A 25,348-nucleotide genomic window follows, 5' to 3' on the forward strand; every position below is an offset into this window, starting at 1 on the left:
AAGCCCAACAACGAATTTACATAGTCAACGACTGAACATTAGTTTCAATCAATTTAGCCAAACTTTGTAGGAATGTCGCCGCATCCGCCCCATAAATAATCCGGTGATCACAAGTAATATTCACTTGCATTTGGCGTTTAACCGCCATAGAACCATCGGCAGAAACCACTAATTGGGGACGGGACGCACCGATGGCTAAAATTGAACCTTGACCCGGAGGTAAAATCGCATCAAACTTATCGACTCCAAACATTCCTAAATTGGAGAGAGTAAAGGTTCCACTGCTATATTCATCGGGTTGTAACTGTTTCGCCCTAGACCTTTCAACTAAATCTTTCCAAGTCCGAGACAGGGAATAAAGATCAATTTGATCGGCATTTTTTAATACCGGAGTAATTAAACCACCATCGGGCATAGCCACGGCGATCGCAATATTAATTCCCGCCCGATATTGAATCCCATTTTCTACATAACTGGCATTCAAAATCGGATGTTTTTGTAACGTCATCGCCACCGCTTTTGCTAAGAGTGCCGTCATGGTGACACCCTTAGATTTCAGTTGTTTATAAAGCTGATCCAACCCATCCGTTGTAATCGTATATCCCACCCGGAATACCGGCACCGATAAACTCGCGGTCATATTTCTGACCACGGCGTTTTGGAGGGTATTCATCGGGGCAACTTGACCCAGGGGAACAGTTGCTGGAGTTGGGGCTGTCATGGGCTTACTAACAGCCGGAGCCGGGATTTGGGAGGGAGTCTGAACCGCAGCCGGACGTCCCGATGCTGTTTCCACGTCTTCCGCAATGATCCGACCATTTGGCCCACTTCCGGTTAAGGTTGCTAAATCTAAATTGAGTTCCTTGGCCAATTTGCGGGCGCGAGGAGAAGCAATAATTCGGCGATTTTTAGGGGGGGTCGGGGTTGCGACAACGGCCGTCGCCACCGGACTAGCTGCAACGGGTTGGGCTACGGCGGCGGGGGTAGCCGGGGTAGCAGAGGCGGCTTTTTGTTTCGCCTGTTCAATTTCCCCTTGAGTTTCCGCGATTAAGGCAATGGTATTACCCACGGGGGCAGCTTCTCCGGCCGGAGTAATAATCGTGGCCAGATACCCTTCATAGAAGGATTCCACATCCATATCCGCCTTATCCGACTCAACGATCAAGACCGTTTCGCCCTTTTCAATTTTATCACCGGGGGATTTTTGCCAAGAAACGATTTTACCCTCGGTCATGGTGGAACTCAGGGCGGGCATAAAAACTTCATGAATGGCCATAAGCGTTAAAAGAAATAGAGTTCAAATGTTATCAATAGGGGTTGACTGTTAACGGTTAACGCCAAACAAGACCGTTAACCGAAACCCTTTAAATATCGCCGCGAATTTCTTCGATTAAACCATCTCGTAGAAGAATTTCTACTTGCATTTTGGTAACCAAATTGTCGCCTTCTACCACAGTAAAAATACTTTCAATTTGTCCTTGAACAACTTCCTGTTCTAGTTCTAGGGTTTGCACCTGTTGGAGTTGTTGCAAGTTTTGATTTTTCTGCTCTAAGAGTTGACTTTTCCGTTCATTCACCTCAACTTGGATACTGTCTATTTTTTGCATCGCATCCGGGCCAAGAGGTTGCAGGCTTTGGCGTTTAATTTCCGCCACCATGCGTTGTCCTTGGATTTCTAACTGTTGCAACTGACTATCAATTTGATTGATTTGGACTTGAAGTTGCTGTTGGGCTTCGTCTTTCCAACGGTTTGTAACCACCGCTTTCACATTAATCGGTCGTTTCAACAGTAATTGTTTGAGATTATCCATAAGTGGTTATGCTGTGTCCGTTATTCGTCCGCCGTCACCCGCGCGACGTAGGGGTAACACAAACGTCACCCTTACACAATCACAAAGAGGTTTAGGAAGGTAATCACCGTGAGTTACCTATTTCGATTCAACTTGGCATAGGAGGCAGAGACACTCAATCCTTAGCGGGTGACGGTTTCATACATTTTGTTAATCATATCGCGGTAATGTTCCATTACAACGGGGCGTTTGACCTTCAATGTTTGGGTTAACATTCCGTTTTCTATGGAAAAGGGTTCTGCCAATAACTGAAATTGGCCAATTCGATCATCAATTCGATAACTCGGACGGTTTTTAACTTCTCGGTTGAGTTCTTCCCTGAATAGGTTTTGAATGATGGGACTCTCTAGGGTGATTTCCTGAGTTTGGGTGACGGTTTCTTCAGGTAGTTTCAGGGTCAGATTTTGTCGAATTGCCCACTGTTTTAAAGTATCTAAATTCGGAACAATTAATGCTCCTAAATTTTTTTGATCCTGACCGACTAACATGATTTGATCAATATAGGGACTGCGTAAACAGGCATCTTCTATGGCTTGGGGTTCGATATTTTCGCCATTGGTTAAAACAATAGTATCTTTAGCACGACCAGTTAATACCAAGTCATTTTGCGGGGATAACCAACCTAAATCTCCGGTATCAAACCAACCCTCTGGATCAATAGCTTTGGCCGTTGCTTGGGGATTTTCAAAATACCCGGTCATCACCTGGGGCCCCCTGGCTAAAATTAACCCGGTTTGACCAGAGGGCAGAATTTGGCGGGTTTCGGGGTCAACGATGCAGATTTCGGTTTCTGGGATGGGTTTTCCCGATGATCCGCGTAAATTATGCCATTCTCGACGGGCACTTAATACCGGGGCGGTTTCAGTTAAGCCATATCCGACTAATAAGTTAATTCCGACGATTTCATAGAAATTTTCCAGATACATAGCTAAGGAACCACCCCCACTAATGGCAAATTTGAGTTGTCCTCCGGTGGCTTCTCGCACTTTTTGATAGACTAAGCGATCGCCGATAATTTGAAAGGGAATGTATACCCAAGTTTTTAACTGAGCCAGAAGTTTTTCGGAACCAGAAGCGGGCTTTAAATCTAAAGTTAATCCCTGGGCAATGCGACGGGCAAAAATGTATTTTTCACTCAAGGAAAAGCAGAGATCAACAATTTTTTGTTTCTGTTCTGACTGTTCTCGAAATTGTTTTTGGGCGCTTTCATGAATAGCTTCCCAAATTCGAGGCACACTAATCATATAATGGGGTTTAAATTGCTTTAAATCCTGTTTAAAATAGCGAATATTGGTATAAACAACCGTACACCCTTGGGATAAACAAAAATATTGTCCGGTGCGTCCGAAGGTATGCCAAGTGGGAAGAATACTCAGAAATATTTCTCCGGGTTCGGGTTGAATCACATCGGGAATGGCATTAATTTGATGTAATAGGTTTTTATGGGTTAACATTACTCCTTTCGGTTGTCCGGTTGTTCCCGAAGTATAGAGCAGGGTAGCTAAGGTGTTTTGGTGAGATTTAGAAGGTTTGAGACTTGTTTTTTTTCCAGTTTCAATTAATTGATTAAAATTCAATACCGGAATAGTCGGTAAATCTCTGGAATTTGGTGTTTCATCCGATAATAAAATTACAAATTGAATCGGTAAATCTTCAATTTGCGATCGCAATTTTTTTAATAGGGAAAAGTTTTCGACAACTAGGGCGGTACTCCCACTATCTTTAAGAATATAAGCTAATTCTAAGGGGTCAGCCGTCGCCCCGCGTACCACATCGGCGGCTCCGGCGGTTAAGATCCCTTGATCCGCAATGATCCAACGGGGGCTATCATCGGAAAACAGAGCAATCCGTGGTGGTAGACTATTGGTGGTGGATTCTATGCCTAAGTTTTGTAACCCCGTGGCAAATTCTTGAATTTTTTCCCATAGTTGGGAATAGCTCAGACGGAATTCCGGTTTCCCGTGGGGGTCATCTAAAGCAATAATTTGACCAACATTTTGATCCAAAATTGGCCAGATTTCAGGAACAGATTGTACAGAAGAATAGAGGGAACGCCAGTGAGTTGAGTGGATCATAAAAACCTCGGGGGAAAAGGGGTTAACCAATCAATGCAAGTTGCTGATGTATTTAGTATGTTTATGTTCATACATCAGTTTATCAGCTTTGGCTATCCATTCTTCCAGAGAATAATTAGTATTGATATCGCAGGGTTGTCATGGGTTGAATGGGCATCAATCTCAAGGATGAGGAATCGCTAAGTCAATGGAGGCTTCAACATTTGAACTCCGAATTAAATTAATTTTCTGAGTAATATTTTTAATCGCCTCGATCATCTGTTGAATTGCTTTTGACTGTTCCCTCATGGCTATATATCTGAATTATAATCAACTCCCTATCGAGTAGGAGGTGGGACTTCTTGCTCCGATTTGGTTAAACTGTAGATAGAGGTAATCAAAAACCGTACACCGTCAAAGGAAGAACAGCGTCATGGGATTATTTGATCGCATTAGCCGTCTTGTCAGAGCCAATTTGAATGATCTGGTTAACAAAGCCGAAGATCCAGAGAAGATTCTGGAACAGGCGATCATTGATATGCAGGAGGATCTGGTGCAGTTGCGTCAGGCCGTTGCTCAAGCGATCGCCAATCAAAAACGCAGTGAACAACAGTATAATCGAGCTCAGTCCGAAGCCAACCAATGGGAGTCTCGCGCTAAGTTAGCCCTGCACAAAGGGGAAGAAGGGTTAGCCAGAGAAGCCTTACAGCGCAAAAAAGGCTACACGGAAACGGCTAATACAATGAAATTGACTTTGGATCAAACCTTGGGTCAGGTGGATGCTCTCAAACGCAATTTAATTCAGTTGGAGAGCAAAATCTCCGAAGCTAAAACCAAGAAGAATATGCTCAAAGCCCGGGCGCAAGCAGCTAAAGCCAACGAACAGTTACAAGGTTTATTGGGGGGTATTAATCCCAGTGGAGCGACCGCAGCTTTTGAACGCATGGAGGAAAAAGTGTTGCAGTTAGAATCACGTTCCGAAGCGGCTGGACAACTGGCGGGTTCAGATTTTGAAAGCAAATTTGCAGTTTTGGAAGCCGGAAGTGATGTGGATGACGAATTAGCCGCCCTGAAAGCTGAGATTTCCGGTAGCCCCGCTCCCCAGTCCCTACCCCCCGGGCAAACAACGGCAGCCAGTAATGCTCCCGTGGATGATGAGTTAGACAAGCTGAAAAAGGAGTTGGAGAAAATATAAGCTGGAATTGCCAGATATTATAGGGTTTGGGCTTTTTGTCAGGGGTCAAAGGTAACGGAGTGTTACAGTCACCATTGACTCCCAGAGGTTGATGGAAAGCCCTTGTCTGGAAATAGGGGAATGGGTAATAGGTAATGGGTAATAGGGAATGGGTAATAGGTAATGGGGAATGGGTAATGGGGAATGGGGAATGGGTAATAGGTAATAGGTAATAGGTAATAGGGAATGGGGAATGGGAAATACTGCTATTTTGAAAAAACTCCGATTCCTTCAGTCATCCTTTGAAATTTAGTTGTATAGTGATAATCAGTTTTATCTGGTACTTATACTTAGTGACGGATCAACTATAGTAATCCTAAATAGGTTGTAACATTTTAATACTGACATGAAACAGCCAGAAGTATTATCCCAGATCCGGCGTTCCCTCCCTCCCTAGCCCCCCGTGCACGGGGGGTTTGGGGGGGCTGTTCCCAGATCCAGGGTTCCCTTTTGCCCAGGACTTTTGAACACAACTCAAATAGGATTGCTATATATGACTGGATTTTATTCTTATTAATAAAGTTTCACTTATGATGGCTAAGGTACGTTTACTGATTCTTAGTTCTTTTGCGGCGGGTTTTGGGCTTTGCTCAATTATCTTTTCCGTTTTTACAATGACTTCTGAATTCAATTTTTCTACGGTATTTAGATTTATTTTAACCCTGGGTTTCTTTGTAATTAATATTTTATTTTCTTTGCATTACTATGGATTAATTTTCAAAGAATTTAAGCTCATTAATAAAATTAAAGCTCAATTGAAACGGTTTAATTATAATTTTTAATTAGGGTAATTATAATTTTTAATTAGGGTTTAAGCGATCGCTACCCGAAAAATAGAAATAGGTTTAAGTTAAAATAAACTATTGTTGATCTCTAGGAATTTTATCATGTTAGATGCTCTTAATAATTTGTTAGGTCGCCATCCTGAACGAAATCAAGCTAACGTAGAAATTTATACTTGGCAAACCTGCCCCTTTTGTATTCGAGCTAAACTGTTATTGTGGTGGAAAGGGGTTGATTTTACAGAATATAAAATAGATGGGGATGATGTCGCCCGAAATCAAATGGCAGAAAGGGCAAATGGACGACGCACAGTTCCCCAAATTTTTATTAATAATCAACATATTGGGGGTTGTGATGATCTCTATCAATTAGATGGAGAAGGAAAACTAGAACCCCGATTAGCTGAACCTGCTTAATAGTTTGTTTGGCCGTTGTTTGGCCGTTGTTGGGCTAAAGCCCAATCTTTATTAGGGCTAAAGCCCAACAACGGGCTTCTTTAAATCCTTACCCCAATTAACTTAATATTTATTTACAAAAGTTGTAATAAATTCATAATGTTTTTTTTGATTAACCAGATGTTAAATTGTGGTAAAAACTCTTTAAATTATTAGAGTAGGCGAATTGAGAAACCAGAATTTATAATTTATATTCGTGGAGAAAAAATATGTCAGAAACTGTCACAAACTTCCGTAATGTTGCCATTGTCGGCCCCTATTTAAGCGGAAAAACCACACTTTTAGAGAGTATTTTATCCGTCACGGCCGCCACATCTCGCAAGGGAACGGCAAAAGATACTAACCGGGTTGGAGATAGTTCTCCAGAAGCGAAAGAACGAAATATGAGTGTAGAAGTTAATGCCGCTAGTACCGAATATGGTGGCATTCGTTTTACCTTTTTAGACTGTCCGGGTTCTGTAGAATTTGCCCAAGAAACCTATAATGGTTTAATCGGTACTGGATTAGCTATTGTGGTTTGTGAAGCTGATCCCGGCCGGATTTTAACCCTATCTCCTCTGTTCAAATTCTTAGATGATTGGGAAATTCCCCATCTGGTTTTTATTAATAAAATGGATCGGGTTTGTACCGATGAAGAACGTTGCGTTAACAGTTTTACTGAAATCTTAAATGCCTTAAAATCAGTTTCCACCCGTCCAGTAATTCCCCAACAATATCCCATTGGTAACGGGGAACAATTGGTCGGCTTTATTGATTTAATTACCGAACAAGCCTATCATTATCATTCCGGTGCTCCGTCTGATCCAGTCCCCTTTCCAGAATCCTTAAAAGAGGCTGAACACATCGCCCGTCAAGCAATGTTAGAGGAGTTAGCTAATTTTGACGATCATTTATTAGAAGAACTATTAGAAGAAATTGAACCGCCTCAAGATGAAATTGTTAAGGATTTAAAAATGGAATTGGGGGCGGATTTAATTGTCCCGGTATTAATAGGAGTTGCTGAACAAGATCACGGGGTGCGGGTGCTGTTGGATGCCTTAGTTCGGGAAGCTCCAGAACCGAATATTACCGCAGAACGTCGGAGGCTAAAATCCTCGGAAGGGTTGCCCATTGCCCAGGTGTTGAAAACCTATTATAGCCCCCAAGGCGGTAAGCTCTCCCTGGTGCGGGTTTGGCAGGGGGAACTGACCGAAGGTATGACATTAAATGGGGTACGACCTGGGGGAATGTATCGGATGACCGGACAACAAACCCAAAACGTACAAACAGCAAAAACTGGGGAAATTGTGGCTTTGGGACGGATGGAAGGAATTCAAACTGGAGATACTTTAACCACTCAAGGAAATCAATTAAAAAATCCCTTACCAAAAGCGGCTTTACTTCCTGCGGTTTATGGCTGGGCTATTACTCCAGAAAACCGTAAAGATGAGGTTAAAATTAGTACGGCTTTATCTAAAATGTTAGATGAAGATCCGGCGTTAAATTGGGAACAAAATAGTGATACCCACGAGATTATTTTATGGGGTCAAGGTCAAATTCATTTGCAAGTAAGTTTAGATCGGTTACGGCGTAAATATAATTTACCGATGGTAACTAATTTACCGAGTATTCCCTATAAAGAAACGATTCGCAAAACTACTAATTCCCACGGCCGTTATAAACATCAAAGTGGTGGTCATGGACAGTTTGGGGATGTGTATTTAGATATTAAACCTCAGCCTCGCGGGGAAGGGTTTAATTTTGGGGAAACTATTGTTGGGGGTTCGGTTCCCCGTCAATATATTCCGGGGGTGGAAACGGGAGTTCGAGACTATTTAAACCAGGGGCCATTAGGGTTTCCAGTAGTAGATATAGCGGTGACATTAACTAATGGTTCCTATCATGCAGTTGATAGTTCGGAACAGGCTTTTAAACAGGCTGCCCGGTTAGCAATGCAGTCGGGAATGGAGAAATGTGAGCCAATTTTATTGGAACCTATTACTTCGGTTGAAATTTGTGCACCGAGTGATTTTACTTCCCAAATGTTTCAGTTAATTACTGGACGACGGGGGCAAATTTTAGGCTTTGAACCGATGTCGGACTGGAAGGGATGGGATAAGATTTCTGCCTATATTCCCCAGGCGGAAATGCAGGATTTAATTGTAGAATTGCGTTCATTAACTTTAGGAGTAGGTTATTTTAATTGGCAATTTGATCGTTTACAGGAAGTTCCTGAAAAGTTAACGGAACGGATTTTGGCGGCGGCTAATGGCAATGGGAAATCGTAGGTTGTAATAGTCAACGGGGGAATTACAAGAAATTGGTATTTTCCCCTGAATTAATATTTTTAGACTTTCCCAATACCGCTAGATTTCTATTTCTTCTCTTTCACTGGTATTTGATATTATGGGAATGTTGTACCCCAAAAGCAACTCTGGTTATTTTGGGATACAATATTAGGATTCCCAGGAAAATTTAACCCAGAAAACGACTTAAATCAAATTCGCCTTCTATTTGGGATGGGCGATCGTGTTCGGCCATTAAGATCAATAGTAATTGATCTGAATAATCAACCGTCCCGCGACATTCATCTCGTAATATTTCTAAGCCCCCATTGGCATATTCTTCAAAAATTAAGGCTCTTTCTTCTTCCGCTTCTAGTTGAAACGGAGATAGAAGTTTGATATTTTGGGTTTCAGCAATCGCTACTAATTTAATAATTGCATCATATCCCCGAGAAATAAAAACTTCCATAGAAATCGGCCCAGGATCACGTTTAGAAAGCCCATCAATCGGAATCCGTTTTTTGCGCCGTTTTCCTAATAATGCCGCAAAAGCAATGACATCAGCATAGGTTTGAAATGGCCCGGTTTTACTTTCTATTTCTGTGAGCGATCGCACCAATTCTGCTTTATCTTTAGCAATCTTAATTCTTGTAATAGCCATAATTAATCTGCGTAAAAATTAAGTAGATTCAGTCCAGAGTAATTTAATTTTATGTTCAAATCCTCCCTTTTCGGCTCGTTTATGATCCCGTTCTAACAAAATATGTTCATCTTCAATTCCATGGGCTTCCATTAATGCTGCTATCACTTCCAATAAATCCGCTAATTCTTGTACTAATTCATTAGGTGAAGATTGAGCTACTTCTTGGGCTTCTTCTAGCAGTTTATCCTTTAAGGCTTGACGATATTCGATTTCTGATAACGTTGTAATATCATACTGAGATCCTGATTTTTGAATCAGTTCTGGGATGCGATCGCGCACTAATTTGTTATATTCTTGATGCAAGGTCTAGTTCTCCTATGAAATAATTGCACCCGATTTTTATTTTGTACTGTTTTTTCCAGTTTAACAAGAGTTGTAATTTTTCGGTAAACAATGATCAAATCTTTATGTCGGTATTTATTCCCCATTTTTTATAGTATTGCCGTGATTCTGCTCGGATGTATCAACCCCGACCCCAGTATCGCCTTAACTCCACCTAGGGTTGATTCTGTCTATGAATACCGCACCCTTCACAGTCCCGACGGCATAGGAAAATTTTATCTTGGGAGAGAAATTGCTCAGGTGATGGGTCATGAGGGAGCCGGATGGTTGGAACGTCCCCGTCGAGAAACCTCCGAACAACCCCAACAAGCGATCGCAGCCTTAAATTTAAAACCCAGCGATATTGTCGCTGATATTGGGGCGGGAACGGGATATTTTACCTTTAGAATTAGTCCTTTAGTTCCCCAGGGAAAAGTCTTAGCCGTGGATGTACAACCGGAAATGTTGGCACTAATAAATTTTGTTAAAACCCAAGAAAATATTGAAAATATTGAACCAATTTTGGGAACCGTAGATCACCCGAATTTACCCGAATCAATCCTTGATTTAGCCCTAATGGTTGATGCTTATCATGAATTTCAATATCCTCAAGAAATGATGCAAGGAATTGTCAAAGCCTTAAAACCAGGGGGACGGGTGGTATTATTAGAATATCGTCAAGAAAATCCTTTAATCTTAATTAAAGGACTGCATAAAATGTCAGAAAAACAAGTCAAAAAAGAAATGGCTGCCGTGGGTTTAAACTGGAAAGAAACTCAAGATTTTTTACCCCAACAACATTTTTTAGTCTTTGAAAAACCTTGACTATTAACCTGCTTTAGAGAAAAATTCCTGCCGAGAGGGAACTTAATAATGGTAAGATGACGATATCTGTGCGTTTTCACGATCTATGTTAAATTAAAAATTGATATAAGTTATGACTGTTAGAGTTCGTCTTGCCCCAAGTCCTACCGGAAGTTTACATATAGGAACTGCCAGAACTGCTGTATTTAACTGGTTATTTGCCCGCAATCAAGGGGGGACTTTTCTCCTGCGGGTTGAAGATACCGACTTAGAACGCTCTCGCCCTGAATATACGGAAAATATCCTCACGGGGTTAACTTGGTTAGGTCTAACCTGGGATGAAGGGCCATTTTATCAATCTGAGCGTTTAGACCTGTATCGTCAAGCCATTCAAACGCTGATGGAGAAGGGTTTAGTCTATCGTTGCTATTGTACCCCAGAAGAACTAGATGCCATGCGAGAAGGGCAGAAGGCTAGAAATGAAGCCCCTCGCTATGATAACCGCCATCGTCACCTTACCCCCGAACAGCAAGCCGCCTTTGAAGCCGAAGGTCGTCAAGCGGTGATTCGCTTCAGAATAGACGATAATCGAGAAATTAGTTGGACTGATTTAGTCCGGGGAAAAGTCACTTGGAAGGGCGGTGATTTGGGCGGCGATATGGTGATTGCGCGGGCTTCTAGTGGGGGTGAAATTGGGCAACCTCTGTATAATTTTGTGGTGGTTGTTGATGATATTGATATGAAAATTACCCAGGTGATTCGAGGGGAAGATCATATTTCTAATACGCCTAAACAAATTCTTTTATATGAAGCATTAAATGCCAATATTCCCCAATTCGGTCATACTCCTTTAATTCTGAATGCTGAGGGTCGTAAATTATCCAAACGGGATGGTGTGACCTCGATTTCTGATTTTAGAAATATGGGATATATTCCAGAAGCCTTAACCAATTATATGACGTTATTGGGTTGGACTCCTCCCGATGCTACTGAAGAATTATTTACCTTAGAAACCGCAGCCAAACACTTTAGTTTTGACCGGGTTAATAAAGCCGGGGCAAAATTTGACTGGGATAAATTAAATTGGATTAATAGCCAATATCTTCATAAAATGCCGATACCGGAATTAACTCAGTTATTAATTCCCTATTGGCAAGAAGCTGGTTATCAATTTGATACAAATACGGATCGAGCTTGGTTAGAACAGCTTACGGCTTTAATTGGCCCTAGTTTAACAACTCTTAAAGATGCGGTGGAAATGAGCCGATTATTTTTCACCGAAAGCGTTGAGTTAGACGAAGAAGCAACCACTCAATTGCAACAGGAAAATGCGGTCGCAATTGTGCAGGCAATTCAGGATAAAATAACCCAACAACGAGATCAACCCTTAACATCGGATGCTGCTAAAGCAATAATTAATAGTGCGATGAAAGAAACCAACGTCAAAAAAGGGTTAGTAATGCGATCGCTCAGAGCAGCTTTGATGGGAACCATGCACGGCCCTGATTTAATTGAATCTTGGTTATTGTTCCATCAAAAAGGGATTGATTTAATTCGTTTTCAAACTGTTTTACCGGATTAATATTTAACGAGGCAGATATTATGTCAAATTCTCCCAGATCTCGCAAATCATCCGATGCAAAAGGCAATTCTTCCCAATCTAAAAAACCTAAGTCTACAGTTGATCCAATTCCTACATCAGAATCTGAGGAAAAAACGGGAGTTGATACTTCCCCATCCCTATCTTCAGAACCGCCTTTGGTTGTAGAAGAACCAGTAGCTGAGAAATTGCCCATAGAAGAACCTATTATCCTGGAAGAACCTGTTGTGAAAACGCCGGAACCCGAACCTGTGGCAATTGTGGAAACTCCCGTAGTTGAGGAAACGCCCGAACCCGAACCTGTGGCAATTGTGGAAACTCCCGTAGTTGAGGAAACGCCCGAACCCGAACCTGTGGCAATTGTGGAAACTCCCGTAGTTGAGGAAGAACCCACGCCGGAACCGATTGTGGAACAAACTATAGCAGAAGAACCTCCTCTTGTAGAGGAAAAACCTGCCGTTGTCGTCGAAGAACCCACACCGGAACCTTTAGTTGAAGATCAACCGAAATGGGTTAATACTTTAGCAACGGAAATTTTATTCAATGCTGAACCGACCAGTGCTAGTAAAGTTGAAGTGGTGATTGATTCTCCCACAACTTTCTCCTATGATTCTGTTAACCAATCTGTACAACCTATGAAAGAAGAAATTATCGCATTTTTATCCGAACTTCCCGAAAATTTAGGAAGTTTCTTTAAAGATTACAAACGTCCTTTAACCACGGTCGGTTTAATTGTTGCCTTCTTGATCACCTTCAAGATTTTAGTGGGATTAGTAGAAATTATTAATGAAATTCCTCTAATTAAACCCACTTTTGAAACCGTTGGTTTAGGATATTCAGCTTGGTTTATTTATCGTTATCTCCTCAAAGCAGATAATCGTAAAGAAATCAGTGCAGATTTTAATACCCTCAAAGAAGAAATCCTGGGTAAAAAATCATAATAAAATAGTTCTAACAATGACTAATGCCACTCTCAAAAACTTAGCATTGGGCGTTGTGATGGTGACGGTTGGGTTATTACTGTCTCGTTCAGTTGAAGCTCAACCGTTTAACGGCGCATCGACCCCCATGTTTGAAAATATTACCCTCAGTCCTCAATTCAGCCCTAACCCCCTGCTGATTCGCGGATTAAGTGGAGGGCTAACTTTAGCCAAGGATATCACCGGACGAGAACAAACCGAAACCGGAACTTGTCAAGGTTATGTGGATCAAAAACCCGATCATACGGTAATTTTAACCACTTTTTTTGATTATTTACAACTTCAAGTCCAAAGTAGCGAAGATACAGTTTTAGTGATTCGAGGGCCGGGGGGAAGTTGGTGTAATGATGATGGTAAGGACATGAATCCTAATATTGAGGGTCAATGGTTATCGGGAAAATATGAAATTTGGGTGGGGTCTTATAAAACTAATGCTTATCACCCCTATGTGATTTCAATTACGGATAAAAAATAGTTAGAAAAGGAAAGGGGTTAAATGCCAGTTCTTTAGAAGGAGTTCGAGCAATATTAGAAGCAACCCAAACCCTCGGAAAATCAGACGACAATTATTTCTTGAATTCATGAGAATCAATTGATCAATAGGAAAGGGCGCCTGGGCGTTGATGTCCGCAGCCTACAAATAGGCTAAAATTTTAATACCAGATCAGATACTAGATCAGACCTATCTGAAATTGAAGGTCGTGAGGAAATATTATTATTTAATGGACATTGACTGACCGACTCTAAGGTAAACGAAATTTTTAGATCGGGTAGCCCACTGTTTTTTAGAGATTCAATTATAGTCTTTCTAACTTGATCGTATTTTACAATAGTTTCCGACGGCCCGAATGGAATTGTAAAAGTACGTTGATTACCCAATGATATTTTGACTTGGGCAGGTTTGATACACTTTTTTGCTGAAACATATACTCTTGAGATATAGCCATCATCTTCTGATAGAGTAACTTTAGCAAAGTCAGATAAATATGGTTCAAATAGTAACCACGCTTCTCGCTCTACTGATGTCAGCATATATACATTTTGATAAGGGAATAAATTAAGATCAGATCCCTGACGAAATGAACCTTTCGAGCCTTGTATAGAGTGGACAATTGATGTTGTGACTTTTTCTCCATTTTCAGAAATATAATTTTTTTGTCCTGTTGGTTCGTAAAGATTAATTGAAAAAGATTTAATATAGAGATAAATTCTTTTGTCAGAATAATCTTTAATATAGGGATGGGTACTATAACACTTTAAATCAATTCCTCTTTTGATCAAAATATCAGAAATATCATATTTAGTTTGATTAGAACGGCTATCAAATCCTCGCTTTTTTGATTTATATTCTTCTTCAAATTGTTTTATATTGTCGTCAATACTTCGAGAATTAATTGATTCATTTGGAAAAAGCCTTTTTAATAGCAAGTTCGATTGAAAATACTATAGGTAGATTGACCACAATATTTTTTAATGGCTTGTAAAGACTCCGAATTGATAACTCTGACAGGAACTCCAGCTAATGTAGTAAATTCGTAGCCTGTAATTAATGTAATAGCTTCTTTGCTAATATCATAAACTTCAACAGCATAGCCATTTACAAGAAGTCTTATTGATGTAGACTCAGTTTTTCTAGATTCCCATTGATGAGAATATGCCTTTCGACTTGAAAAAGCTTTGTCAATAGCAAGATTTACTGCTCGGTAATTTTCTGAATTTTGATAAATATTAGTTAAATCAATACACAAATGTATAATTGGTAAAGGCAAGACTTTTTTTAGTATTTGCCAATTGTTTCCGAATTTATTACACTTTTCGATATAAACCGGATCGTCTTTTCGTGGAGGTTCAATTCCGATTATGATAATATATTCTGAAAGGGCATTGAGTGTTTCACGCAGTAATGTTTCAGCAGGACGAATTGTTTTAGTTTGAACCTTACTCCCGTTAAGCTGAGGTTTATATTCCTCAATTCTGGCTTTTTCAACTTTGGTTAGCTGGTCAGGGGATATGATTTCAAAATAAATATGAAATACTTTTCTTTTTTGTGATCCTAACTGTAGGTTTCTGTGATGGGTTTTTCCAGACCATCTTGTCTTAATATTTGTAGCTTTTCCTATGTACCAAATTAGTTCATTTTCATCAATAACATAATAAATTCCTGAATCTTCTGGCAAAAGTTCTTTAGACTTTAACAATACATGAGGCAACTGTAGTATGTAGGTATCTGCATTCATTTTTTTTGTCCTAATTTTCTAATTATAGTTATGCGATCGCCCTTCCCGTAGATATTGAAGTGCTTGTTTAGCCAGCCCATCGAGCCGACCTGCTGCAACATCTTCTTCAAATTGCCGATCCCAGATTTCTGCATCGAACTTTGCAAACCAAACACGGAAAGCGGCTAGTTCCTCTTTCGTTAATTGACTGACAGCACTTTCAATCTCCTGCAAATTACTCATACACTTACAGTAAATTCAGCAATTAGGAATATAGCTAATTATACCCCTATTTATTTAATTTAATCTTCTGTATTTAAAATAGCAATTTGGAATAGGCTCAGAAACCGGGTTTCTCATGTTATCTATCGGCGACAATCGAAAGTTTTGTTAAGAAACCCCGTTTCTATTTCCCAAGTTAATTACTGTGATGATCCAAGTATTCCAATTAATGATCTCTGCTGTTTTTCTACTATATTAGAAAATTGTCTCCTGATAATTTGATTGGGAGGATTGACTAAAAACTTCGCAATATGCTAATATTAACAAAGTGGGTAAAACCACACTTAAACAAAGGAAAACAGATGATGGCTGTAAACCTAATCTGTGAACCAAGTTGCCTATGCACGTTATCAGCAAAACTCTGTTGAAACAATTCTGGGAGAAGCATCTGAATGCAGAAAGCGGATTAAAAAGTTGGTATAAAATTGCCAGTCAAAGCCAATGGAAGCACTTAGAGGATGTCCGTCAAACCTTTCCCCATGCTGACGCTGTTGGACAACTAACGGTTTTCAATATTTGTGGGAACAATTATAGACTGATTGTAAAAATCGTATTTCCGAAAGGAAAAGTCTATATCAGAGCCATGCTAACACACGCAGAATAAGCTGTTCAGCATCTAAATTGGTCATGCAGAAATCTTGAATCTTATGCAGTGCGAGCGTCCTCGCTCGCTGGAATATACAGTTTAAATGCACAACAGCTTATAGCAAAGGCAACTGGAAAAAAGACACTTGGTTTTAAAAACAGGAGTCTAATCTGTAAAGGTTAAAATATAGCTCGTTAAAGTTATTAAAATCATTTAGCTTTCCTTTTTTCTGAAGAATTTATCATCAATTGAGTTGATCATTTTTGCTTAAAATTTTATAGAGATTAAACCTATGGTTACAGCAGAAAAGTATATGCAACTCCTCCAAGATTTTCCGCCTCGTCCCATTACCTCTGAAGAAGATTTTGAAGCGACTCAAGCTGTGATCAATAAATTACTAGATAAACCTGAACTCACCCCAGAAGAAGAAGACTATTTAGATGTTTTGGGTGCATTAGTTTCTGAGTATGAAAATCAACAAGAAGACCTAATTCCTGATATTTATGGTGTGGAGCTTTTAAAAGTTTTAATTGCGGAGCGAAACCTTAAACAAAAAGACCTTGTTTCTATCTTTAAGACAGAATCTATTGTCTCTGATATTCTCAATGAAAAACGTCAATTAACTACCCGTCATATTCAAGAATTATCAGAGTTTTTTCATTTTTCTCCGGCTGTATTTTTTCCAAATTTAAAATAGTAATTCGGAATAGGCTCAGAAACCGGGTTTCTCATGTTATCTATCAGCCACAACCAAAAGTTTTCCTTAGAAACCCGGTTTCTCTTTCCAAAGTTAATGGGTGTTATGATCCAAGTATTCTGAATTTAAAATATCAATTTCTAAGGTGCTAAACATCTAATATCTTTCAATCTTCTAAAGAAGAATTTACTTGCTCAGAAACTATTTTTAAAATCCCATAAAACCCCACTGGTTGATAGGGAAATACAGAGTCTTCCGCAGCATCATGTAGATGATCAGGATAAGTTTCTATCTCAGGATGATGAGCCGCATTATCCCAACGTTTAATCAATTGTCCATCATATTTTTGCCAATGGAAACTATACTTGATTATTTTTACTTGTCCAGATTGAATTTCAAAAAACTCAAACATTTCTAAAAAACTATGATCTTTTAAAGTTATTCGGTATCGCCATAGTCCTTTAGTAACTTGTGCCTCCTCTCTAAGAATACTAAAATCCATTACTTCTGGACAAAGAACAATTAAGGATTTTATCAAAGCCAAATAATCTTCAGCATTCATCATAATGCTTTTTCTAATTTACCAATTTTGACTAAAATATCTTGTCGCAATTTACATAAACTAAACCATTCAAAAAAATCCATCTCATCCCCTAATATTCCTGATTCAAATTGTTGTATAAACTGCTGAGAATCTAGCTTATAGGTTTGCTCAAACTTTTTAATATCCTGATCATAGATCGCTAACTTCTGATGATGACGAGTCAAAATAATGCTGAGAAGTTGCCCAATAATTCGATCTAATTCCGTGCGATCGCTACAGTTTTCACTCAGGAGTTCTAACTTTTCTAATGTATTCATCATTGCCTCTATTACAGACGATCTATTGTTAAGATCAGAAACAGGGTTTCTCATGTTATCTATCGGCGACAACCGAAAGTGTTGTTGAGAAACCCGGTTTCTATTTATTTATCACTCTTGAACAGTTAACAATTCCAGGGGTAAACGTTTAAAAACTAATCGTTCGTTTTCGATATCCACAAAAATTGTATCCCCATTCACAAATTCACTGCGAAGAATTGCCTTAGCAATAGGTGTTTCTAATTCCCGTTGAATTGCCCGTTTTAACGGCCGAGCGCCATAAACCGGATCATAACCGACTTCTGCTAAGAAATCTAAGGCAGAATCCGATAATTTTAACGTCATTTTCCGTTCGACTAAACGTTTCGATAAACGTTCAACTTGCAGACTTACAATTTGTCGCAATTCTGATTTTTGTAAGGCATGGAAAATGATCATTTCATCAATTCGGTTCAGAAATTCCGGTCGGAAACTTGCCCGCATTGCTTCTAATACCCGACTCCGCATTTCTTCATATTGAGAATCGGAACCCGATACATCTAAAATATACTGTGATCCCACATTACTGGTCATAATAATAATGCTATTTTTGAAATCAACAGTATGACCCTGTGCGTCCGTAACCCTGCCATCATCGAGGATTTGCAACATTATATTAAACACATCGGGATGGGCTTTTTCGATTTCATCAAACAGAATAACTGTGTAAGGACGGCGACGAATTGCTTCGGTTAATTGCCCCCCTTCGTCATAACCAACATACCCCGGAGGCGCCCCAATTAAACGGGAAACCGCGTGTTTTTCCATGTATTCCGACATATCAATTCGCACCATCGCTTCTTCGGTATCAAATAAATAGGAAGCTAAGGCTTTTGCTAACTCCGTTTTCCCGACTCCTGTGGGGCCTAGAAAGATAAAACTAGCGACGGGACGGTTAGGGTCAGATAACCCCGCTCTTGAGCGTTGAATGGCATCAGCAACGGCCGTTACCGCTTCATCTTGACCGATAACTCGGTGATGTAATTCATCCTCTAAAGTTAGAAGTTTTTGCATTTCCGATTCTACTAATTTACTAATCGGAATTCCTGTCCATTTCGAGATAATTTCTGCAATATCAGCTTCGGTGACTTCCTCCCGCAATAGGGTTTTGCCACTGATTTGAGTATTCTCTAATTGGGCTTCTATGGCTTTAAGTTTTTTCTTGAGTTCCTCCATTTTCCCATATTTTAATTCCGCCGCTCGGTTTAAATCATAGTTACGTTCAGCTTGCTGAATTTCAATATTAACCCGATCAATTTCTTCTTTGATCGATTGAATATCGGTAATTACATTTTTCTCCGATTGCCATTGGGAACTCAGGCTTTGTTGTTCTTGTTTTAAGGTTCCTAATTCCGTTTCTATTCGTTCTAAACGTTCTAAAGATGCAGCATCGCTTTCTTTTTTTAAAGATAAACGTTCCATTTCTAATTGCAAAATCCGCCGATCAATTTCATCTAATTGTTCTGGTTTAGATGTAATTTCCATCTTTAATTTAGCCGCAGATTCATCGACTAAATCAATAGCTTTATCGGGTAAAAAGCGATCGCTAATATATCGAGTTGATAAGACCGCCGCCGCGACTAAGGCACTATCGGAAATTTTCACCCCATGATGCACTTCATAACGTTCTTTTAATCCGCGTAAAATTGAGATAGTATCTTCAACGGTGGGTTGATCGACATAAACCTGCTGAAAACGCCGTTCTAAGGCGGGATCTTTTTCAAGATACTTGCGATATTCGTCTAGGGTTGTTGCCCCAATACAGCGCAATTCTCCCCGGGCTAACATAGGTTTTAAAAGGTTCCCGGCATCCATCGCTCCTTGGGTTGCACCCGCCCCCACAACGGTATGAATTTCATCAATAAATAGAATAATTGCTCCATTAGAATCGGTAACTTCTTTTAATACCGCTTTTAGGCGTTCTTCAAATTCCCCTCGGAATTTTGCCCCGGCAATTAACGCCCCCATATCTAAGGCAATTAACCGTCTTTCTTGCAAAGATTGAGGCACATCTCCAGCAATAATTCGTTGGGCGAGTCCTTCAGCGATCGCAGTTTTACCCACACCTGGCTCCCCAATTAATACCGGATTATTTTTAGTTCTGCGGCTTAAAATTTGTATAGTCCGACGAATTTCATCATCTCGTCCAATGACCGGATCGAGTTTTCCTTGGCGGGCGGCTTCGGTTAAATCTCGACCATATTTTTCTAGGGATTCATATTTGTTTTCGGGTGTTTGATCAGTCACTTTATTGTTTCCTCTGATTTGAGTAATAATTGATTTGAGTTTGGTTTCATCTAAGTGAAATTCTTGAAATAAAGCCTTGCCAAAGCGATCATCTTTAGGATAAGCTAAAAATAGATGTTCAACCGAAATAAACTCATCTTTGTATTCTTGACGATAGGCTTCGGCTTTATCCAGTAGAGTGTCTAAACTTCGACCTAAATAAACATTAGCAATTGTTCCAGTTATTTTAGGTTGACGATTAATAAAGCTATCAGTTTTCTCTCGAAACTGACCAACGGATATTCCCGCTTTACTCAGGATATTTTTAGTTAATCCTTCCTGTTCCAGCAACGCTTTCATCAAGTGTTCAGTTTCAATTTGTTGCTGTTGGGATTGTTTGACCAGATCGGGAGTCCGGGCTAGGGCTTCCCAGGTTTTTTCTGTAAACTTATTCGGATCGGTAGGTTGCATATTTATCCTCTACTTTAATGGTAATTAATTGATCGAAAATTAACAATATTAGGAAGGTTCTAAGTTAAAGATTTCCTATAACACTTTTTTATTATACCCAACTCTATTAAAGTAGTTTATCTTATTTTCACGACTTTTTTAGTACGGTTCACCGAAAATTAGGTGTTAGGTGTTCGGAAGTCTCACCGAGAGAAAAAAATATAACAGTTAATCTTAAAATCTGAAGGTTTAATGGAAATTAATATCGGGAAATTGGGACATATTCTCAGCTTATTAAGCTAATTTAGACTTTTTTGGGCTGAAAAGCTATTACAATCCCATTATTCCCGATTCTCGGCTATAGATTAAGAATAGTTCCTAATTTTTAATTATAGTAGAACGCTCGGTTCGACAGGCTAGAGAATATTCAACTTCGGCGATCGTTGTGACCCAGGTTTTTAAGTTCCGATTCCAGGTAAACTCAATACGATGTCTAAGTCTTAATTGAGAGACCCGTTGATGAGAAACTCCTAACATTCGAGCTACATCAGATTGTCTTAACATGGAAATTTTTAACCAAAAATGGGGATACCGAAATCGTGATTTCACCGACTCTAATGGGTTGGGTGAAAATTGTATATAGAAATTGTATAATTTTCTGAATAATTGTCATAATTATGGTTATCTATTACAAAAAAACAAAATGACTACATTTCAATTAATTATTTTAGCAGGTGGAGGATTAATTGCTGGAATTTTAGCAGGATTTTTAGGAATAGGGGGTGGGACGGTTTTAGTTCCATTATTATTAGCATTAGGATATACGCCTGTTCAAGCGGTGGCTACAAGTAGTTTATCTATTGTAATTACGGCTATTTCTGGAAGTTTTCAAAATTGGCGCATGGGATATCTGAGTTTAAATAAAGTCATTGGAATTGGATTTCCTTCGGTATTAACGGCACAAATAGGGGTGTTTTGGGCGGGAATATTTACCCCTAAATTATTATTATTTTTATTTGGCTGTTTATTATTATTAAATGTTTATTTAGTAGAAGTTCGTAAACAAATAACAGCAAATAAAAAACAACTAGAGGAACAACAAATCTCTGAATCTACCATTAATTCTGAGGATAATATTCCATTTAATCCCGTTTTTGCTCGGATTTTAACCGGAAGTTCCGCCGGAATTTTAGCCGGATTATTTGGAGTTGGTGGCGGAATTATTATGGTTCCTTTGCAAATATTACTATTAAAAGAAACCATTAAAGTTGCTATTCAAACCAGTTTAGGCGTGATTATGATTACCGCTATTTCTGCTTGTATTGGACACGCAACTCAAGGAAATGTATTATGGATTCCAGGAATTGTTTTAGGTTTAGGAGGATTATTGGGAGCGCAAATTAGCACTAGATTTTTACCAAAATTATCTGATCAAACCGTGACTTTAATGTTTAGAATATTTTTAATTATTATCTCAGTTTATATCTTTAAACAAGCCTGGTTATCTTCGTAGTTACCTCTTTAGGGGTGTTTCAGGACTCTCGAAAAATACCACAAAAACTCAGTTTTATAGAGAGTAGATGGTCATAATTATTTGCTAGATTAAAATTTAGTTTTCGCTGTTTTAGCCCTTGCTTAAGAGCGCCCAAGCGCAACAACGAGAAGAACAAATTTTATGACCATCTAGTGACTCGGTTGATTTTTATGGTGTTACTTGATCCGAATAGCTAAAGCATTCCGGGCTTGTTCTCGATCATCAAAATGGATTTTTTCAGTTCCCAAAATTTGATAATCTTCGTGACCTTTTCCCGCAATTAATACCCCATCTCCAGGTTTAGCCTCCAGAATAGCAGTATGAATTGCTTTAGCTCGATCTGTAATTACAATCGGTTTGATACTGTCAGGAATTCCAGCCAAAACATCTTTTAAAATCTGTTCCGGGTCTTCCGTCCGGGGATTATCTGAAGTCACAACCGCAATATCAGCTAATTCTGCCCCAATTTTCCCCATTTTCGGCCGTTTGGTGCGATCGCGATCGCCCCCACAACCAAATACACAAATCATCCGACCCGGAATAAATGGACGGGACGCCTTTAGTAAATTCTCCAAACTATCGGGGGTGTGAGCATAATCCACAATTACGCTAATATCCTGATCAGGGCTAATTTGTACCCGTTCCATCCGCCCCGGAACTCCCTCAAACTGAGCAGTTTTTTCGACAATGGTAGTTAAATCTAATCCTAAACTTAACCCCGCCCCGACAGCAGCTAACAGGTTAGATAAATTATATTGACCGACCAAAGGTAAATAAAATTCCGCCTCCCCTTGAGGAGTATGGAGAACACCCTTAACCCCCGTCGGTTGATAGGAAAGTTGATCGGCCCACAGGTCAGCCGTTGAGTCACTGGTGCTATAACTCCAAGCCCTATCCCCCAATTGGGCTATTAACCTTTGACCATAAGGGTCATCGGCGTTAATAATCGCTCGACCCTTGAGATATTCGGGACTGAATAATAGGGATTTCGCGGCAAAATAATCCTCCATTGTGGGGTGATAGTCCAAATGGTCTTGGGTTAAATTGGTGAACACGGCTACTTGAAACGGACAACCGAGAACCCGTCCCTGGTCTAACGCATGGGAACTTACCTCCATCGCCCCAAACTCACATCCGGCGGCTACCGCCTGGGCCAGTTGTCCCTGTAATTCTACGGAGAAGGGGGTGGTATGGGTGGCCGTTTCTTGGAATCCGGGCCAACGGGCGTACAGGGTTCCCAGTAAGGCTGTGGGATGGTTACTATTGCTGAGGATAAATTCAATCAAATGGGTGGTTGTGGTTTTCCCATTGGTTCCTGTCACCCCTACCAGGCGCAATTTTTCCGCCGGATGGTCATAAAAAGCCGTCGCAATTTGGGCGCAGACTTGGGTGAGATTATCGCTGGGAATAATACAGGGATGTTCGGCGGTAATGCGGTTTTGGGTTTTTTCGATGGCGGCTGGGGAAATAATCGCGGCTACCGCACCGGAGGCGATCGCACTGGGCCAAAATTCTCCGCCATCGACCCGAGTTCCGGGCATTCCTAAGAATAAATCCCCCGGTTGACAAGCGATGGAGTTCGTCGTTAACCCCTTAACTTCTTCTTCTAAAGCCGGGTGAGACTCGGAAGATATTGATATTCCAACTTTTGCTAGTAACTGTTTAAACTTCATACTGCATCATAGGTTATTTAGTAGATATTATGATAGATTAATGCAGATTAACACAGATTAAAATCCGTGAAATCCGCATCACGGATTAAACGGATTACGCAGATTAACACAGATTAAAATCTGTGAAATCCTCTTAAATCCGCGATCCCTATTTCCTTTATTTTAATTAAAGTTATGGTTTCTCAACCCGCAACTCTTAACCCAACGGAAATTATCTATCCCGAAACCGATGGAAAACCCATGGCAAATAATACAGAACAATTTAATTGGATTGTAGCAATTGAACAGAATTTAGAATGGTTATTTGCTAATGATCCTAATGTATTTGTAGCCGGGGATTTGTTCTGGTATCCGGTGGAGGGAAAACCCCATATTGTGAATGCACCGGATGTTTTAGTTGTATTAGGAAGACCGAAAGGAAAACGGGGTTCCTATATGCAATGGAAGGAAGAAGGAATTGCCCCGCAAGTAGTTTTTGAAATTCTTTCTCCGGGGAATACGAAGTCGGAAATGGAACGGAAATTAGTGTTTTATGAACGCTACGGAGTGGAGGAATATTATATTTATAATCCTGAAAATTATCAATTCCAAGGTTGGCAGCGTGGGGATGGGGGATTAGATGTAATTGAAACCTCTGAAAATTTCGTTAGTCCTCGGTTGGGGATTCGTTTTGAAGTTTCAGAAGCAGAACTACAAATCTATCGCCCTGATGGGGCAAAATTCTTGTCTTATGTGGAAATTAATCAACAGTTAGAACAGGAAATTAAACGGGCAGAAACTGAACGTCAACGGGCTGAAACCGAACGCCAACGGGCTGAAACTGAACATCAACGGGCTGAAGAAACGGAAGTATTATTAAGGCAAGAAACCGAACGTAGTCAACGTTTAGCAGAACGTTTGCGACAGATGGGAATTAACCCAGATGAATTAGATTAAGGGTTAAAACTGGCTAAGATTAATGTTAGATCATCATCGGTTCTTTGTGTTAACCGAGGAGAACGCAAAAACCCCATTAACTGTTCTTGAGCATCGGTTTCATCTGTGATAGTTTCTACAAATTTAAACAGAGGAGAAAAGAACGGGTGATGGGGTTTTCCTTCTGGCATTTTTAACGCCAACATTTGTAAACCATCGGAAAAAGCAGCTAAATATTTTGGTTGTCCTAACCAGAGGTTGATTTGTGCAGTTTCAATGGCATTAGAAGATACTAAAAATACCGTTTCATTTAGATATTCTCCACTTGCGGGTATGGTTAATTCCAGAATATTTCCGGTTTTATCTTCCACAACAATAGCTCCATCTCCTACTTGAGCAACGGCGACTAATTCCGGTGTAGCTATACCGATAATTAAAGTAGTTGCTAATTCCCTAACTTCTATTTCTTGGGTAACAGATTCGTTTTGAATAGCAGTTAAAGCTTCGTTTAAAGCCAATTTTAAATAATCTTCCCAAACGATATTAATATCAACAGAATTAATCTGTTTTTCCAGAGTCTCTAACGCTATTTTAACCGCAATATTCGCTCCCAAATCCGCTAATTTTGCCGAACCCGCCCCATCAGCTACGGCAAAAATTAATTGATTATTAGATAACCGTTTATAACCCTGGGCATCCTGACAGGGAATATTTTGTTTTTCGTGACTTTTTCCGGTAACAGATGCTGCAACAACTTGCCAATGACAAATTAAATTCATTGTAATTTTATATAATTTAACTACGGATAAAAAACTCCTATT

Annotated in this window: 27 protein-coding genes; 12 read left to right on the forward strand and 15 right to left on the reverse strand. The window is 39.8% G+C overall.

The features are described 5' to 3' along the window. Positions 1–16: 16 nt before the first annotated feature. The 4 genes from NMG88_RS18155 to NMG88_RS22535 all read right to left on the reverse strand — a co-directional run bounded on the left by NMG88_RS18155 (position 17) and on the right by NMG88_RS22535 (position 4,213). Positions 17–1,276, reverse strand: coding sequence for a dihydrolipoamide acetyltransferase family protein (locus tag NMG88_RS18155; RefSeq protein ID WP_227350443.1), 1,260 nt, complete (start codon positions 1,274–1,276; stop codon positions 17–19). Positions 1,277–1,364: 88 nt separating this feature from the next. Then, positions 1,365–1,811 carry a YlqD family protein gene (locus NMG88_RS18160; RefSeq protein WP_042153605.1) on the reverse strand — a complete coding sequence of 149 codons (447 nt, stop codon included), beginning with the start codon at positions 1,809–1,811 and terminating at the stop codon, positions 1,365–1,367. A gap of 161 nt (positions 1,812–1,972) precedes the next feature. Further along, positions 1,973–3,925 (reverse strand): AMP-dependent synthetase/ligase, encoded by a 1,953-nt coding sequence (locus tag NMG88_RS18165; RefSeq protein ID WP_254035680.1) that lies wholly within the window; start codon positions 3,923–3,925, stop codon positions 1,973–1,975. A 162-nt stretch (positions 3,926–4,087) separates the two neighbouring features. Beyond that, positions 4,088–4,213 carry a hypothetical protein gene (locus NMG88_RS22535; protein ID WP_264477046.1) on the reverse strand — a complete coding sequence of 42 codons (126 nt, stop codon included), beginning with the start codon at positions 4,211–4,213 and terminating at the stop codon, positions 4,088–4,090. A 124-nt stretch (positions 4,214–4,337) separates the two neighbouring features. Here NMG88_RS22535 and NMG88_RS18170 point away from each other — a divergent pair, with 124 nt between their 5' ends. The 4 genes from NMG88_RS18170 to NMG88_RS18185 all read left to right on the forward strand — a co-directional run bounded on the left by NMG88_RS18170 (position 4,338) and on the right by NMG88_RS18185 (position 8,643). After that, on the forward strand, positions 4,338–5,099 hold the full coding sequence (locus NMG88_RS18170) for a PspA/IM30 family protein (RefSeq protein WP_027255647.1): 762 nt from the start codon (positions 4,338–4,340) through the stop codon (positions 5,097–5,099). Between the two features lie 653 nt (positions 5,100–5,752). Then, complete coding sequence (locus tag NMG88_RS18175; RefSeq protein ID WP_227350441.1) at positions 5,753–5,920, forward strand: hypothetical protein; 168 nt, start codon at positions 5,753–5,755, stop codon at positions 5,918–5,920. Between the two features lie 105 nt (positions 5,921–6,025). Then, positions 6,026–6,337 (forward strand): glutaredoxin 3, encoded by a 312-nt coding sequence (gene grxC / locus NMG88_RS18180; protein WP_042153594.1) that lies wholly within the window; start codon positions 6,026–6,028, stop codon positions 6,335–6,337. A gap of 248 nt (positions 6,338–6,585) precedes the next feature. Next, positions 6,586–8,643, forward strand: a complete 2,058-nt coding sequence (locus NMG88_RS18185) for an elongation factor G (protein WP_235765681.1) — start codon at positions 6,586–6,588, stop codon at positions 8,641–8,643. Between the two features lie 187 nt (positions 8,644–8,830). Here the strand turns inward: NMG88_RS18185 and NMG88_RS18190 are convergent, their stop codons facing one another. Then, positions 8,831–9,301: a DNA phosphorothioation-associated protein 4 gene (locus NMG88_RS18190; protein ID WP_026796243.1), complete on the reverse strand. Its 471-nt coding sequence runs from the start codon at positions 9,299–9,301 to the stop codon at positions 8,831–8,833. Between the two features lie 18 nt (positions 9,302–9,319). After that, positions 9,320–9,646 carry a nucleoside triphosphate pyrophosphohydrolase gene (locus tag NMG88_RS18195; protein ID WP_026796242.1) on the reverse strand — a complete coding sequence of 109 codons (327 nt, stop codon included), beginning with the start codon at positions 9,644–9,646 and terminating at the stop codon, positions 9,320–9,322. Positions 9,647–9,736: 90 nt separating this feature from the next. Here NMG88_RS18195 and NMG88_RS18200 point away from each other — a divergent pair, with 90 nt between their 5' ends. From NMG88_RS18200 to NMG88_RS18215, 4 genes are all read left to right on the forward strand, one after another. After that, on the forward strand, positions 9,737–10,489 hold the full coding sequence (locus NMG88_RS18200; protein ID WP_026796241.1) for a class I SAM-dependent methyltransferase: 753 nt from the start codon (positions 9,737–9,739) through the stop codon (positions 10,487–10,489). Positions 10,490–10,601: 112 nt separating this feature from the next. Beyond that, complete coding sequence (gene gltX, locus NMG88_RS18205; RefSeq protein WP_027248819.1) at positions 10,602–12,050, forward strand: glutamate--tRNA ligase; 1,449 nt, start codon at positions 10,602–10,604, stop codon at positions 12,048–12,050. 20 nt (positions 12,051–12,070) lie between these two features. Then, positions 12,071–13,009, forward strand: a complete 939-nt coding sequence (locus NMG88_RS18210; RefSeq protein ID WP_254035681.1) for a CAAD domain-containing protein — start codon at positions 12,071–12,073, stop codon at positions 13,007–13,009. A gap of 16 nt (positions 13,010–13,025) precedes the next feature. Next, on the forward strand, positions 13,026–13,523 hold the full coding sequence (locus NMG88_RS18215) for a hypothetical protein (RefSeq protein WP_227350439.1): 498 nt from the start codon (positions 13,026–13,028) through the stop codon (positions 13,521–13,523). 170 nt (positions 13,524–13,693) lie between these two features. On the opposite strand, the gene NMG88_RS18220 is transcribed toward NMG88_RS18215, so the two are convergent. Genes NMG88_RS18220 through NMG88_RS18230 form a run of 3 tightly spaced genes read right to left on the reverse strand, consistent with a single transcriptional unit; the run spans position 13,694 to position 15,507 of the window. Next, positions 13,694–14,476, reverse strand: a complete 783-nt coding sequence (locus NMG88_RS18220; RefSeq protein ID WP_254035682.1) for a hypothetical protein — start codon at positions 14,474–14,476, stop codon at positions 13,694–13,696. Further along, positions 14,467–15,285, reverse strand: coding sequence for a GIY-YIG nuclease family protein (locus NMG88_RS18225; protein WP_254035683.1), 819 nt, complete (start codon positions 15,283–15,285; stop codon positions 14,467–14,469). The genes NMG88_RS18220 and NMG88_RS18225 overlap by 10 nt, the downstream gene beginning before the upstream one ends. A gap of 18 nt (positions 15,286–15,303) precedes the next feature. Further along, a complete protein-coding gene (locus NMG88_RS18230; protein ID WP_254035684.1) occupies positions 15,304–15,507 on the reverse strand; it encodes a hypothetical protein in 204 nt (67 codons plus the stop codon). A 379-nt stretch (positions 15,508–15,886) separates the two neighbouring features. Here NMG88_RS18230 and NMG88_RS18235 point away from each other — a divergent pair, with 379 nt between their 5' ends. Beyond that, on the forward strand, positions 15,887–16,150 hold the full coding sequence (locus NMG88_RS18235; protein ID WP_235751305.1) for a type II toxin-antitoxin system HigB family toxin: 264 nt from the start codon (positions 15,887–15,889) through the stop codon (positions 16,148–16,150). A 274-nt stretch (positions 16,151–16,424) separates the two neighbouring features. After that, complete coding sequence (locus NMG88_RS18240) at positions 16,425–16,829, forward strand: helix-turn-helix domain-containing protein (protein ID WP_254033222.1); 405 nt, start codon at positions 16,425–16,427, stop codon at positions 16,827–16,829. A 166-nt stretch (positions 16,830–16,995) separates the two neighbouring features. Here the strand turns inward: NMG88_RS18240 and NMG88_RS18245 are convergent, their stop codons facing one another. From NMG88_RS18245 to NMG88_RS18260, 4 genes are all read right to left on the reverse strand, one after another. Beyond that, entirely contained in the window at positions 16,996–17,394 is a 399-nt protein-coding gene (locus NMG88_RS18245) for a toxin-antitoxin system TumE family protein (RefSeq protein ID WP_227350433.1), read from the reverse strand. Further along, positions 17,391–17,693, reverse strand: coding sequence for a hypothetical protein (locus NMG88_RS18250; RefSeq protein WP_227350432.1), 303 nt, complete (start codon positions 17,691–17,693; stop codon positions 17,391–17,393). The genes NMG88_RS18245 and NMG88_RS18250 overlap by 4 nt, the downstream gene beginning before the upstream one ends. A 108-nt stretch (positions 17,694–17,801) precedes the next feature. Continuing rightward, complete coding sequence (gene clpB / locus NMG88_RS18255) at positions 17,802–20,426, reverse strand: ATP-dependent chaperone ClpB (RefSeq protein WP_042153569.1); 2,625 nt, start codon at positions 20,424–20,426, stop codon at positions 17,802–17,804. A 357-nt stretch (positions 20,427–20,783) separates the two neighbouring features. Then, positions 20,784–21,014, reverse strand: a complete 231-nt coding sequence (locus tag NMG88_RS18260) for a hypothetical protein (RefSeq protein WP_144390444.1) — start codon at positions 21,012–21,014, stop codon at positions 20,784–20,786. A 94-nt stretch (positions 21,015–21,108) separates the two neighbouring features. Between NMG88_RS18260 and NMG88_RS18265 the strand changes: the two genes are divergently transcribed. Beyond that, complete coding sequence (locus tag NMG88_RS18265; RefSeq protein ID WP_042157315.1) at positions 21,109–21,918, forward strand: sulfite exporter TauE/SafE family protein; 810 nt, start codon at positions 21,109–21,111, stop codon at positions 21,916–21,918. A gap of 197 nt (positions 21,919–22,115) precedes the next feature. On the opposite strand, the gene NMG88_RS18270 is transcribed toward NMG88_RS18265, so the two are convergent. Further along, positions 22,116–23,612 carry a UDP-N-acetylmuramoyl-L-alanyl-D-glutamate--2,6-diaminopimelate ligase gene (locus NMG88_RS18270; RefSeq protein WP_254035685.1) on the reverse strand — a complete coding sequence of 499 codons (1,497 nt, stop codon included), beginning with the start codon at positions 23,610–23,612 and terminating at the stop codon, positions 22,116–22,118. A gap of 174 nt (positions 23,613–23,786) precedes the next feature. On the opposite strand from NMG88_RS18270, the gene NMG88_RS18275 reads away from it, so the two are divergent. Beyond that, the gene (locus NMG88_RS18275) at positions 23,787–24,548 is read left to right on the forward strand and encodes a Uma2 family endonuclease (RefSeq protein WP_042153564.1); all 762 of its coding nucleotides are present in this window, start codon (positions 23,787–23,789) and stop codon (positions 24,546–24,548) included. On the opposite strand, the gene NMG88_RS18280 is transcribed toward NMG88_RS18275, so the two are convergent. After that, entirely contained in the window at positions 24,545–25,306 is a 762-nt protein-coding gene (locus NMG88_RS18280) for a PP2C family serine/threonine-protein phosphatase (RefSeq protein WP_042153562.1), read from the reverse strand. The two genes, NMG88_RS18275 and NMG88_RS18280, sit on opposite strands and share 4 nt — an antisense overlap. Between the last annotated feature and the right edge of the window lie 42 nt (positions 25,307–25,348).

The organism is Planktothrix agardhii, assembly GCF_904830935.1.
GTDB classification, from domain to species: Bacteria; Cyanobacteriota; Cyanobacteriia; order Cyanobacteriales; family Microcoleaceae; genus Planktothrix; species Planktothrix agardhii.